This window comes from Variovorax beijingensis, from assembly GCF_007828835.1.
In the GTDB taxonomy this organism is placed as follows: Bacteria; Pseudomonadota; Gammaproteobacteria; order Burkholderiales; family Burkholderiaceae_C; genus Variovorax; species Variovorax beijingensis_A.
Genome location: NZ_VIVL01000004.1, coordinates 333258 through 346127 on the forward strand (window position 1 = coordinate 333258; position 12870 = coordinate 346127).

Annotated in this window: 9 protein-coding genes; 5 read left to right on the top strand and 4 right to left on the bottom strand. The window is 62.6% G+C overall.

Annotation, left to right across the window (positions count from 1 at the left end; genetic code table 11):
- Positions 1-15: 15 nt before the first annotated feature.
- From FB547_RS15130 to FB547_RS15140, 3 genes are read right to left on the bottom strand one after another with little or no spacing between them, the layout of a single operon-like run.
- Positions 16-630, bottom strand: coding sequence for a BRCT domain-containing protein (locus tag FB547_RS15130; protein WP_145743532.1), 615 nt, complete (start codon positions 628-630; stop codon positions 16-18).
- Entirely contained in the window at positions 627-1019 is a 393-nt protein-coding gene (locus FB547_RS15135; protein ID WP_222431237.1) for a hypothetical protein, read from the bottom strand. Before FB547_RS15135 ends, FB547_RS15130 begins: the two co-directional genes overlap by 4 nt.
- Positions 1020-1070: 51 nt before the next feature.
- Positions 1071-6257, bottom strand: a complete 5187-nt coding sequence (locus FB547_RS15140; RefSeq protein ID WP_261380290.1) for a RecQ family ATP-dependent DNA helicase — start codon at positions 6255-6257, stop codon at positions 1071-1073.
- 176 nt (positions 6258-6433) lie between these two features.
- Between FB547_RS15140 and FB547_RS15145 the strand changes: the two genes are divergently transcribed.
- Positions 6434-8245, top strand: a complete 1812-nt coding sequence (locus FB547_RS15145) for an ATP-dependent nuclease (RefSeq protein WP_145743534.1) — start codon at positions 6434-6436, stop codon at positions 8243-8245.
- Between the two features lie 386 nt (positions 8246-8631).
- Here FB547_RS15145 and FB547_RS15150 read toward each other — a convergent pair whose 3' ends face one another.
- Positions 8632-8844, bottom strand: coding sequence for a helix-turn-helix domain-containing protein (locus FB547_RS15150; protein ID WP_047787280.1), 213 nt, complete (start codon positions 8842-8844; stop codon positions 8632-8634).
- 206 nt (positions 8845-9050) lie between these two features.
- Here FB547_RS15150 and FB547_RS15155 point away from each other — a divergent pair, with 206 nt between their 5' ends.
- The 4 genes from FB547_RS15155 (at position 9051) to FB547_RS15170 (ending at position 12378) form a co-directional block, all read left to right on the top strand.
- Positions 9051-9623, top strand: a complete 573-nt coding sequence (locus FB547_RS15155; protein WP_145743536.1) for a helix-turn-helix domain-containing protein — start codon at positions 9051-9053, stop codon at positions 9621-9623.
- Positions 9624-10180: 557 nt separating this feature from the next.
- Positions 10181-10759, top strand: a complete 579-nt coding sequence (locus FB547_RS33595; RefSeq protein WP_261380291.1) for a hypothetical protein — start codon at positions 10181-10183, stop codon at positions 10757-10759.
- On the top strand, positions 10752-11858 hold the full coding sequence (locus tag FB547_RS15165; protein WP_145743537.1) for a relaxase/mobilization nuclease domain-containing protein: 1107 nt from the start codon (positions 10752-10754) through the stop codon (positions 11856-11858). The genes FB547_RS33595 and FB547_RS15165 overlap by 8 nt, the downstream gene beginning before the upstream one ends.
- Positions 11859-12111: 253 nt before the next feature.
- Entirely contained in the window at positions 12112-12378 is a 267-nt protein-coding gene (locus FB547_RS15170; protein WP_145743539.1) for a helix-turn-helix transcriptional regulator, read from the top strand.
- Positions 12379-12870: the final 492 nt, after the last annotated feature.

A 12870-nucleotide genomic window follows, 5' to 3' on the forward strand; every position in this document is an offset into this window, starting at 1 on the left:
GGGTGACCATGGACGTTATCCGTGCAATGAAGCGGCCCAAGTATCTTCATGCACGATGAACAGCGGCACGCCGGCTTCCTTGTGCTGAATGGCTTTCTCGATCTTGGTGCCGAAGCTGCCATGCTTCCATTCCGCGCTCCCAAGGCCCCCGACCACAAGGTAGTGCAGCTTCTTGCTGACGCCTGAGATAGCCCCGCCGCGCGTTTCGATGGCTTGCTCGCAGAGCTTGCGCGGCCCGAAAACGAAGTCGCCGGTGAAGCAAAAGAGCTTGTTGGGGATCTCGATCCCTTCGAGGCGATCGATCGGCAACTCGGTCACGAAGCCCGCATCTGCAATCTCGTCCAGCTTGCCGCCGACGAGCTGTCGCAAGGTTTCGGCGAGATGGCTGCGTTCTTCCTCGGTCACAAGCCCATCCGCCAAGATGTTTTCGACCTGGGCGTTAATCACCGTGCCTGGCCATGTCAGGGCGACCGTTTCGGCCCCGGTGAGCCACGATTTGAGGAATCTGATTTCGGCATCGTTGAGATGGCCGTCGGACATGATGCCCTGGACGATGCCGACCAGCGCCGCACATGAGGTGCGCATCTCGTTTCGGAAGGCCGTCGCTTGGCGCTGATAGACGTTGATCATTCGGCGCCTCCGGATTCGCTTACCGCCTTCCAGATGACAGAGGTATCGCCAGTGAATGTGACCGCCATACCGGTCAAGGTGCATGTGCGACTGGCTCCAGCCGCAAGATCGATGGACAAATTTTCACCGCGTAGTCCTTGCCACATGGCCAGATAGTGCAGCGCCCCTATACGCTTGCCCGCCTTGATGGCTTTTCCTCCGCCCACCCACGGCAGACTTGGCAATTCACCGCGCGAAGCCTGTGCGGCCAGTTCGGGAGATTCCTTCGCCTTCTCGATTCCCCTGAGCCAAGAACAGATGAGGCCTTTGTCGGGACCACCCCATCGTTCCGACCAAGACTCGCCCTGAGATGGGGCAGAGCCGAAATTGCATTCAACGATCATGCTCATTCCATTCGGCGGAGGTGCGGGAAAAATCCAGAAACCATCTTAGCGCTCGGCTCATGGGCAATCATGCGAGCGAACCCTCGGGTCACCGCCAGCGCCGAGCACGACTTCGGCAAGCGGTGTTTCCCAGTGATCTACCTGCAAGGATGACCAGTAATCTTCGGGTGTTTGGGATCGTGTCCGCACCATCATGGCTACCACGTATGCGGTCCCTCGCTGAAGGGCGGCGTCATCGACGCTTGCGGCCAGTCGACCAACGATCTGACCGGAGGTTGAAAGGATGAATCGGTCTCTCACTTCGACTGCATCGCCGGTCTTTAGGGCGGCGATTGCACGATGAATGAGGTTGGCCGGCGCCTTCCTTCCAGCAAATCCAATGTCCATGCTGGCCGGGCCGAGCATGACGTAGCGGCGTTCTAGATTCGCTCGATGCTGTGGGCGGGCTCGTGGCAGCAGGTCATGGACGCCGCTGACGGTTCCAAGGTCCACGAGATAGGGGTTGCGTCCGCCCTCTGCGCGCATCAGGCTCAGGGACTCTCGCGCACGGGTCATGGCCACGTAGAGAAGTCGCCGTTCATCTTCTTCATCCCAGCGCCAGTCGGCGCAGTCCATCACGATGACGTGGTCGAATTCCAGGCCCTTGGCGCCATGTGCAGTCATCAGCTTGATGGCGCTCTCGCGGCCATCCCGTCGCATTTCACCGGCGGCTTCATAGAACAGGTCGAGCGCTTCGGCGGCTGGAACGGTGTCTGCCTGCAGCGTGGCGGCGACGTCATCGACGATATCGAGAAGATCCAGCAACGCAGGATTTCTGGGCTGGGCGCGTTGCAGATACCTCAGGGATCTGCGCAGCGCGCCGAGGCGCACCATGCGCAGCTGTCGCCGCCTCAGTGCCTGGGCCAATGCCCAGCCTTCGCGCATGCGCATCAGCGCGATCTGTCCCTTGGCAGCTTCCGGGCCGGTGGTCTCGCAGGGAAGGCCTTCGACATCGCAAATGGCCCTCATCTTTTCCAGCGGGGCGTGGGTTCGGCAGAGCACCGCGATCTCCGAGAGCTTGACCGTCGGATCGAGGCGCCGGATGCGCTGGATCTCCGCGTGGACCAGTTGGACCTGAAGGTTCGGGTCCGCCGGACTGGTGATCAGCCGTACCGCGCCTCGGTTTTCCTGGTCGATCGCGGCCCAGCGTCCGCCTGGCGGATCGTCCTTGCGCCGGGCGTCGATCCGGATCGGGTGATCGACCTTCATGCGGTCGACACCGCGCTGGATCACATGGTTCGCGGCCGAGATGATGTTCTGGGTAGAGCGGAAGTTCTCGACCAGGTAGGTGAGCTCTCCTTCATAGTCGGTCTGGAAGCGCCGAATGAACTCGATGTTCGCGCCCTTGAAGGAGTAGATGTTCTGGTCATCGTCTCCCACGGCCATGATGCTCAGCTTGGTGTCGGCGTCTGATCGCCGGCGGCCGGCGAGGGCGCTGACCAGTGCGTACTGCTGTTCATCGATGTCCTGGTACTCGTCGACGAAAATGTATTCGTAGCCCTGGAGCAAGCGATCGCGGACTTCGTCAGCGTCGATCAGCGCCGAGCTCTTGCCTTCGAGCAGGTCGATGGCGTCCTGGAGCATCTTCTTGAAGTCGACACTGCTGGAGGTGCGCTCTGCCCCGGCCAGGCTGGTTCCGGTCAAGCGCAGCGCCATCGCGTGGTAGGTCATGACCAGTACGCCGTGTGCATCGTCTCCGGCGAGCGTCATCAATCGGCGACGCAGCTGGATGGCCGCCCCCCGGTTGTAGGCCAGCGCGATGATGCGTCCCGGATTCACCCGCAATACGCGCAGCAAGTAGGCGATGCGGTGGACGATCACCCGCGTCTTGCCGGACCCTGGACCCGCCAAGACGAGCTGATTGCCTGTCCGCGGCTGCGTGACCAGGGCTTGCTGCACGGGATGATGCAGGTCATCGACAATGCGCTGGTAGGACTCGTCCGTGGTCTTGCGCTCCAGGAGGTCTGCGCGCCCGCGGAAGAATTCCTTGATGAACTGCTTGTGGGGCAGGGTGAAGTAGGCCTTGACCAGAGCAAGCGCTTTCGCCGGATCTTCCGCGCCCAGCTTGGCGTACTCGTGCATGACGTGCGTCTGCAGCGTCCGTTCCTTGTAGAACTCTTCCAGGGGCGCAAACGAGGCTTGATTGAACCGCCTGGACGTGTCCTCGTCCATCTGGATGGTCATGGCAGAGCGGAAGACGGACCTGCCTTTGTCCAGTTCGAGCACGCGCGTCTGGTGAAGATAGAGCAGCGCATTCTCCAGCGCCACGTCGGGCTCGCGCAGCTGGGTCTTCAGAACCAGATCGTCACTGAGCGCGTCGATCAATGCCTGGGCCTTGCACTCCACCAGGCATGCGCCCTTGACGCCGTCTGGCACCTCTGCGAGCAGCCGCGTGAGCGTGACTTGGGCGACGGCACGGCGCAGTTCGCAGATCCTGCGAATCTGGGACCAAGGCCGACGCAAGGTGACGCGCAGGGTGTCATCACCCAGCGATTGCAGCTGGATCATGCTGCGCTTGTCGTTGCCGGAGCCGAAACCGTCGGCCATGGACCGCAAACAAGCCCGGACCTGAGTGGGGTCGAGCCGGCCTTTTTCGTCGTCGAGTTTCAGACGACCGCGCAACTCCGTGCAGACCGCTCGGAGATTCAGGTGTTGTTGCGCTTCGTCTTGATCCGCATCCGGCGCGTTTTCAGCCATGAGCTCGATAAGCTCCTTCTCCATGGCACTCAGATATTCGAGGCGAGATGCGGACGCGCCCCTCACGCCGCGCATCAGGCGCACCGTCAGTCCGAGGTCATTGACCAGGATGCCCAGCTTGGCCAGTTGGTGAACGATGCGGAAGCATTCCTCCGGCCGGATGCCCGCGTCGAGCATGAGCTCGTCGGTACTCAGCCCCTCGGGCGTGTCAGACCGGAACAGGGCGGTGGCGACAGCGAGAAATTTTTGCTGAACGCTGGCGGAAAAATCCGCCTTGTCGATGCGGTCCTTGGCTTCCTGCAGCGAGGTCACCCGAAGACTGGCAGGGAAGACCTTGGTGGCGTTCTCGTTGCGCTTCAGGAAACCATGGCGCTCAAGCCACGACAGCGCCGTGGTGACCTTGGTGGAGGCGTCGGGGGCATCGATTTCGATGCCGGTTCCGACGCTTTGCGCGAGCAGCTCTTTCGCGGAGATGACGATTTCGTCTTTTCCCAGCTTCTTGGCCTGGAAGCGCAAGGCACGGAGCAGCCCGACAAAATCCCGCTGCGACAGCTGGGAGGTGGAGGACAGGCGGAACTGGGTTTCGACATCCTTGGGGTCGAACAGCAGCACGCACTTGGCTTCGTCCCCATCGCGCCCGGCTCGTCCGGCCTCCTGAAGGTAGTTCTCCAGGGAGCCGGGAATGTCGGCATGGATCGCCAGCCGAACGTTGGGTTTGTCCACGCCCATGCCGAACGCGTTGGTGGCGGCGATCACCTGCAGTTCCCCGTCCAGGAATCGGCGCTGGGTCTCCTTGCGCAGATCAGCAGTGAGCCCGCCGTGGTAGCAGCCGCATGCGATGCCCTGTTGCGCGACGATCTGTGCGATGGTTTCGGCGCTCTTGCGCGTGGCACAGAAGACCACGGCGGCATCGTCTCGTCGCAGGCCGTCGCGCAGCAGTTCCACGATGCGCTGCGGCTTCTCGCCGCCCGAGGTCGGCACCACGGCATAGGACAGGTTGGTGCGCTCGTGGCCGCCGAGGAATGTCTTCAGGTTGATCTGAAGGCCTTCCTGGAAGTGGTCGCACAGGTCGTCGATGACGTCCGGCTTGGCGGTGGCGGTGAAACAGGCGATCGGCGCCTGCCCGGGAAACTGCTCCCGGATGAAGCGCGAGACGTACAGATAGTCCGTGCGGAAGTCGTGCCCCCACTTGGAGAGACAGTGGGCTTCGTCGAAAACCCAGGCCGCGATCTCCCGCATCCGGATGGCTTCAACGAAAGTCTTGCTTCTGAACTGCTCGGGTGAGACCAGCACGATGCCGATGTCGCCCAGGCGAATGCGGTCCAGCACATCGCGTCGTTCCAGTGGGGTGAGCATCCCGTTGACGGTTGCCGCGCACTGGATGTCGGCTTTCATCAGGTTGTCCACCTGGTCTCGCATGAGCGACTGCAGGGGAGAGATGACGACGGTCAGTCGACCTGAACGGCGGTAGTGGACGAGAGCGGGGAGCTGGTAGCAAATGGATTTGCCGCCGCCGGTGGGCAGGACGGCCAACAGGCTCTCGCGTGCCAGTCCGGCGCTGACGATCGCACGCTGCAGCGATGAGCCATCGGCGGTTGTCGGGTGCGCCCGGAAGCTGGGTTTGCCGAACAACGAGGACAGCAGCGCCTCGGGGTTGTGGTTCTGGCGGCAATAGGGACAGTTGGTCTGACCGCAGTCGATCTCCCGCAGCTCGGCGATCAATTGCCTGACGGCGGGCAGTTCGTGGAAGACCCAGTGGGGAAGGATTGAGTTTCCTCCTGCGACGCGGATCCAGCCCAGCGCGAACGCGACCGACCAAGGGTCGTGGCCATCGAAGGAAGTCGCAATCTCGGCGACCAGCGCCTGCAAACGGGTGGCACAGCAGCGATCTGCAAAACGGCTGGCAACGATCGGCCCGACCGCCTCGCCAGCGGGAGCGGTCTCCTCGCGCACCTGCGCCAGCAGCGTCGCCATGCTCTCGTCGTTGCGAAGCAGGAAGTGCAGCAGGGCCAGCCACCAAGGCTCCTGCTCGTTCGTCTCCAGCAGCGCTTCGACGGCCTCTTCGAACACGTTAAGCGCGATCCGGGCGTCCTTGGTCGGGTTGTTGCGCTCGTCCGAGAGCAGCTTGTAGCCCTTCACCAGTCGGTGATAGGGATTGCTGGGGAAGGCGAGGGCGGACAGCTCCAGCGTGTCCAGCACGGGCCAGTACTGGCACTCCAGATGCGGCAGCTGGGCGCGCATCAGAGGTATGTCGTGGCGCCTGATGTTATGGCCCAGAAGAACCTGGCCATTTCGGGTAAAGCTATTGAGGGATACCGCCACCGCGGCTGCTTTGGCAGGAGAACAGGTGCTGTGATAGCTATCCGTGCTGTCCGAACGAACGGCGCCGACGGCGAAGATCTGGTTGCTCTTTTCCGGGTGGGCCTCGACGTCGACGGAAACAATTCGACCCTCGGCGGCGATGCGCCGAGCACGTGCATGCAGAGAGTCGAGGACAGGCGTTTCCAATGAAGGCCAGCGATCAGCAGCAAGTGAGAGTAAGACGTTGTAACATAAAGTGTTGCCTCGCCGTTGGCAGGTTGTATTGCCACCCCATAGTGATGGCTCGGTTTTATTCCCGCTAAGTGGCTCTTCCAAAACGCTGGTTACACAGCGGCGAGACCTGTCACGACTTGGAGAACTCGATGCGTTTGGCTGGACTGCATATAAAGAACTACAAATGCATCGGCGATACCGAGAGGCGTCTTCGTATCGATGGGATCGTCGTCTTGATCGGCCAGAACAATGCTGGCAAGTCCACCATCTTGGACGCCTACGAGGCCTTTGCTTCGGCGGGCGCAGCACGCGACCATGACGAGTTTCATCGCGAAGACTTGTCTCGACCGATCGAGATCACCGGCGTGTTCAATGAGGTGAATGCCGCAGATGAGGATGCCGTTGGAAAGAAGTGGACCTATGACGATGCTGAATACGGCCAGTGCTTGAAGGTGCGCTGGGTCTGGAGCAAGCCGGGTGAAAAGGGCTTGAAGCAGTCTTTCAATCCCACCGCTGATGCCTTTGAAGACGGTGGTATGGGGGGCTGGGATTCACAAATACAAAGCCGGATACCGCAGCCACTGCGCATCCGTCCAACAGAGTCAGTGGAGACGACGCAGACAAAAATTGCTGCGATGCTCAAAGACCACGTCAAGACTCGTCTGAAGGCCGATTCTTCCGCGACGAAGAACGCGTTTGCTCAGATCGAGGCTTTGGCGAAATCGATCTTTGATGATTCCAAGGCGGCCTTTGACGACGTGGCTGCGCGAATCAATGCCAGCGTGTCCAACATTTTTCCCGGTACGGCTGTCGAGCTCATCCCCAGGTCCAAGGATGCGTTGAACGAGAACATCATTGGCGCGGATTCCTATCTGAAAGTCACCACGGCCGGCGGTGACTCCACTCCATTGCTTTTGCAGGGCACCGGCTTGCAGCGGGCCTTGCTCTGGTCGGCCTTGGCGGTGATGGCCGACAAGGGCGATGCCAAGAAGAAGTCGGCGGCGGTGGCAGCGCCCAGAATCCTGTTGATTGATGAGCCTGAAGCATTCCTGCATCCACCGACGATTCGCAGTGCGCGTGACGCGCTCTATGACTTCGCCACTGGTAATCCAGACTGGCAGGTCATTGCGACCACCCACTCGCCGGTCTTCATCGATCTGTCCAAGAATCACACAACGATCATTCGGGTCGATGCAGACCCAGCCAGCGAACACTACATCTCGACTGATTCGATTTCCTTTGACGAAGATGAACGTACGCGGTTAAAGATGGTCCGTGCCTGCCACCCCGTGGTAAACGAGTTTTTCTTCTACAACAACATTGTGTTGGTGGAAGGCCCGACCGAGCATCTGGTGGTCAAACACGTGGCGGGCTTGATCGGCACGGATGTTCATGTGATTGACTGCATGGGCAAAGCTAACGTTCCCCTGTTCGCGCGTATCTTGAACCACTTCAAGGTACCCTATGTAGCGATCCATGACGCCGATACGCCGTTCATCAGGCGCAAGAAAAAGCTGGTCAAGAGCGGCACATGGACAGTCAACGAGCAAATCCGGAACTCGGTTGCGCAGTCCAACGGAAGTCATGTATTCACGCAGTTTCCGCATTTTGAGGGCGAATTCTTCGGTGAGGAACTGACGAGCGGAAAGGTTGACCGGGTGCTCGAGGCGCTCGACAGCAAGGAGTCGGGTGAGTACCAGCGCATCGTTGACACGTACAGCAGAGTTCTGAGGCGTGACGGTGGTGTGATGACAACCACCCACGGGGCGTTTGAAACGAAGCGCGATGCCCACATACAGTCGAATGGCCTGGAGGATGACCCATTGTGGAGCGGGCGAGAGGGTGTTGCAGCTGCAATTGTGGTGGCCCAGCAGCCCGCAGCGATAGAGCTGGCGGCGGTGAAGTCTGCGTTACCGCTTGCAGACGGCGGACGTGCCGGCGGCGATCCTCCGCTCCAATAGGTACTACGAACGAACCGACCATAAGTCGGTAAGGGTTGAACGCGTTTAATTTCGTCTGGCGACCAGCCGGTGCCGCCCGCGTCTTACGCCGGTGCTTGCGTTGCCGGGCTCAGCAAGCGCAGCGCCCTACGCGGCTGATAAGTGCGTGATTCCCAGTGTTCGGCATGCCGAACGTTGAGGAGAGATGCGCGGCCGCTGCCAGCGACCTGGGATTCTCAACTTGTTGGCTGCAAATTCCCCGATGCAGACAGCAGTGACGGTCATGCTGAAGGGGAGTGGCGCCCGATCACCATGCCGATGCAAAAACGGGAAATCGGTTCAGATACTGATCGTGCACCGGACGGGAAGTCCTTGTTTAGCCAGGCACAGCGAATAAGCCCGCCCGACTAGATGCCAGCAAACAATTCGCTCAACGGCATTCCTAGTGCAGTTGCGAAGGTCTGTAGTGCATCAAGCGACGGGTTTGCTCCGCCCGTCTCCACCCTGCTCATGTAGGTGCGCGCGAAACCGCATCGATCGGCGAAGGCCTCTTGGGTCATGCCGGTAGCGATCCGCAGCAGGCGGATGCGTTCTCCAAATCGACGACGCACAGACTTCATGTGCGACGCATGGTCGTGTCATGTGATCTAATAGTGAACACACTAATCGTGACATCGAAGACGAGGCATCAGCAGATGAATGCATCGCCACCGGCAGCGAAGTTCAAATGACGCGTCACCAAATTCCCTCACCTCTGCCAACGGTTCGACCCCTGCGGCTACCAGTCTCGATCACACGCGTCCGGGCGCGGCGACCAGCACCTATAGTGCGTAGCCTGTCCGCGGCTCGCATCGGCGCGCAGGTGAGGGCGCTTCGCATGGCGGCCGAGATGTCTGGCGGCGAATTGGCCAAGACCTCGGGGATTTCTGCCTCGATGCTGTCTCGCATCGAGCGCGGTCTGGTCTCGCCTTCGGTGGAAACGCTGGAGCGCCTCGCGCAGGGTCTTGGCGTGCCGACGTCGCGGTTCTTCGGGGACCAGGCGCGGCGCACTGACTTTTGCCATGTGCGCGCAGGACAGGGTGTCTTGGTCGATCGCATCGGCGCGGTGGCGGACTACCGCTACGAGCTGCTGGGTCACCTCCTGTCGGGCAACCTGTTCGTCGAGCCCTATCTGGTCACGCTGCTGCCCGGCGCCGATCCTTACGTGACCTTCCAGCACCCGGGTCTCAAGTTCCTGTACTTCCTGTCTGGGGAGGTCAGCTACCGTTACGGCGGCAGGACTGCGGAGGTGAGGGCAGGGGACTCGCTGCTGTTCGATGCGACCGCACTGCATGGGATCGAGGCCATTCAGACCCAGCCGGTCTCTTACCTGTCAGTGGTGTTCACGCTGCGAGAGTAGGCTGTTCTTGGCGGCACCGCCGCGCAGCGGGCGACGCGGATGCCCATTCGATGGTTCCCCCCCGAATTCGCTACGTGTCGAATTCACTTCTCTGCCCCTCGCTTTTTCTCGATGTTCGGCATGCCGAACACCGAGAAAGTCTCGAACGCTCGCAACAGCGGAGGTTTTCTGCTTGATGGAGCCATGAGGAAATTTTCGCGGCGGCCGGGCGGGCTCGCTCTGCGAGCGGAATGAATTTTTCGGTCTCGGCAGCCTGGACGCGGCGGTCGCAGGACGACGTCGAAACTTCAAGGGCAAAGTCCTTATGCGGCTATGAGGCAGGCTGAGTTGGATGTTTGCTCGCGAATTCGCTGCCGCTGGACCGTGCTAGTTCGCTCCATCGATGTTCGGCATGCCGAACATCGATGGAGGGCTCCGAACTGCCGATCGACCGCAACGCTCCGGGAGCGGCGAAACCGCGAGGGGTTCGACGCTGGAATTCCGAGGGCAAAGTCCTTGTGCGGCCATGAGGGCAGGATAGACTGCCGTCAGACATTGTTAACAGCCATGGCGTTGCAATGACCAAGTCCTCTCGACCCAGCCGCGTGATCGGCACCCGGGTGCCGCCCGAGACGAGGGCGCGCTTCGCCGCGCTGGCCGCGCGTCATCACCTCAGTGCGTCGAGCCTGCTTGCGAAGATGGTCGACGAAGTGCTCAAGACCCACGGCGACATCTCGCTGGGCTCGGGTGGTCAGCGCTCCCTACGCGAAACGGAAGGCGACATTGGCGTGGCGGACCGCATCACGCTGCGGCTTCGCAATGGCGATCGCGCGCTGGCGGCAGAGCGAGCCCGTGTCCGAGGGATGAAGACAGCGAGCTACCTCGCCCTGCTGATCCACAACCATGTCCGTGACGCGGCCGTGCTGCCGCCGAACGAACTGGACCAGATCAAAGCGACCGGCGCCCGACTGGCCGCGCTGGGGCGGCAGCTCCGAATGTTCGGCATGCCGAACACTCTGTCTCAGCCTGCATCGGACCTGGGTGAAACGATCGCGCGGGTCCGGCGGGAAGTCGAGGCGGCACGCGAAGCCGCGGCCGCCCTCGTGCGCCGCAACCTGATCAGCTGGGAGACCGGCGGCGGGAGGACCAATGCCTGAACAGAGGGCGCGCGCGGGCCGAAGCGGCCGCGGCGCGGCCGATGCGCCGCGCGACCTGACCCTGGACATCGTGAGCTACGGTCGGCGAGGACCAGGCGGCACGCTGCGCCTCGGCGCCGACCAGATCGCGCAGATCCAGCGCACGGTGGGGCGCACGCCCGAGGTGATGGTGAAGGTCTCCGGCGGCGCACGGGACATCGGCGGCGTCGAGGCCCATCTGCGCTACATCGGCCGGCACGGCAAGCTGCCGATCGAAACCGACGAGGGCCTGGCGCCGCAGGGGCGAGGAGCGGCCAGGGAGATCACGGCCGACTGGCAGCTGGCGCTTTGCAGAAGCCAGTACAAGCCGAGGCCCGCGCTGGGGCAGAAAGACACGCGTGCGAAGCTGGTGCACAACATCGTCCTGTCCATGCCCGCCGGCACGCCGCCGGACAGGGTACGGGCGGCCGCCCGCGTCTTTGCACGCGAGAACTTCGCGCTGCAACATCGCTACGCCATGGTGCTGCACACCGACCAGCCGCACCCGCATGTGCACCTGGTGGTCAAGTGCGAGCACGAGTTCGAGCCCGGCAAGCGCCTCTACATCCGCAAGGAGACATTGCGCCAGTGGCGCGAGCAGTTCGCCGCGCTGATGCGGGAGCAGGGCGTGGCGGCCAATGCCACACCGCGGCAGGTGCGCGGGCAGACCCGCAAGCCGTACAGGGATGCAATCCATCACCGGCTGCGCGCGCTTCGGGCATTCGGCCAACTGCCCCCGAGCGACCGGACCGGGCATCCACCGCCGAAGACCTCGACCTTCATGCGCGCCAAGCTGGAGAGCCTGCTCCAGGCTCTGAGGTCGGGGCGAGGCGCCGTGGATGGCGGACAAGAGAAGATGCGAAACACCCGGCGGGAGGCGGTCGTGGACTGGCGCGCAACGGCGGATGCACTTCGAAGACAGGGGGAAGGTGATCTGGCCGCACAGGTGGATCGTTTCGTCGCGCGCATGCCAGGTGTACAGACCGATGCGCAGAGGATCGCCGGTCGCTGGCGAGGGACCGAGAAGCGCCGTGCGCCGGAGCACGCGCCCACCGGGCCGCCTCCGCCGCGTGTCCGGTGATCGGCCGTCCCGCACCCCTGTCAGAAGTGACAGTTGACCGCCCGCGGGCTTGATTGCACGCTCGCCGAACTCCCTGCCTGAAACCCCACCCGCGGGACGGGAGGGCAGGGGACTTCTGGTGACGTGTGGCGGGCTGGTGCTGCTGCGCTGCCCTCTGCACGGGCGTTCGTGCTCTGTCCGAGTTCTCCAAGGAAGGCATTCCTCTTCCAACGCAAGCCGCCTTGAAGGCCGGGCTCCATTTCGAGGATTTGTCATGCATATCGAACACCATGCCAACCGCGGCGATGTTGATCCTCAGACCGCGGCCGGTCCCGCATTCTTCCGCATGGCCGATGTGATCCGGATCACGGCGCTGAGTCGCACCACTGTGTATCGACGGATCGCCGACGGCAAGTTCCCGCCTCCCGTGCACCTGGGAGGACGCGCCTGCGGATGGCCGCGCGCAGCGATTCAGCGGTGGATCGATGATCCGGACGGCTACTCGAACTTGCCCGTCGCGCACCTGCGTCGAATGAACTGAGCGGAGCGGGGCGCTCCGGGGCCTTCGGGCGGGGTCCGGATGTCTTCCTTTCTCGCCCTGTTGGATTCCCCGACTCCGGCGCCTTCAACAGAGACGCGGCAGGTTGGACTTCAGGGTTGCGTTCGTCGAGATGAGCGTCACAGGACGGCGGTCCGGGATGAAGAGGGGCAACGTCGCTGCGCCCCGCTGGACGGGAGCGCTTCGCCCCGGAAAAACCAGGGGAGCTGACGCACGCGGGCCATCCCTTGCGCGCGTCGGCGCTCGCGGCCGCAGCGGATGGCCGCCAGAGGTGCGGCAGCAGCAGGTCGATGTCACCTGATCGTTGCCGACGGGCCGCGCCGGCTCGTCGGAGTCACGCAGCTGCCACCCAGCGCTTCAGGCTGCAGTCGATGGCCTGGCCATGGCGCGCACCGTCCGGTCGCTCACGAGGGGCACCGGCGCGAATGCCGGCATCCCGGCAGGTGAACCGCCCAGGATGCACGAAGGCCGTCT

Bases quoted from the DNA above. Each gene is read 5' to 3' on its own strand.
- FB547_RS15130 (WP_145743532.1), bottom strand. From the start codon at position 630: ATGATCAACGTCTATCAGCGCCAAGCGACGGCCTTCCGAAACGAGATG.
- FB547_RS15135 (WP_222431237.1), bottom strand. From the start codon at position 1,019: ATGAGCATGATCGTTGAATGCAATTTCGGCTCTGCCCCATCTCAGGGC.
- FB547_RS15145 (WP_145743534.1), top strand. From the start codon at position 6,434: ATGCGTTTGGCTGGACTGCATATAAAGAACTACAAATGCATCGGCGAT.
- FB547_RS15150 (WP_047787280.1), bottom strand. From the start codon at position 8,844: ATGAAGTCTGTGCGTCGTCGATTTGGAGAACGCATCCGCCTGCTGCGG.
- FB547_RS33595 (WP_261380291.1), top strand. From the start codon at position 10,181: ATGACCAAGTCCTCTCGACCCAGCCGCGTGATCGGCACCCGGGTGCCG.
- FB547_RS15165 (WP_145743537.1), top strand. From the start codon at position 10,752: ATGCCTGAACAGAGGGCGCGCGCGGGCCGAAGCGGCCGCGGCGCGGCC.
- FB547_RS15170 (WP_145743539.1), top strand. From the start codon at position 12,112: ATGCATATCGAACACCATGCCAACCGCGGCGATGTTGATCCTCAGACC.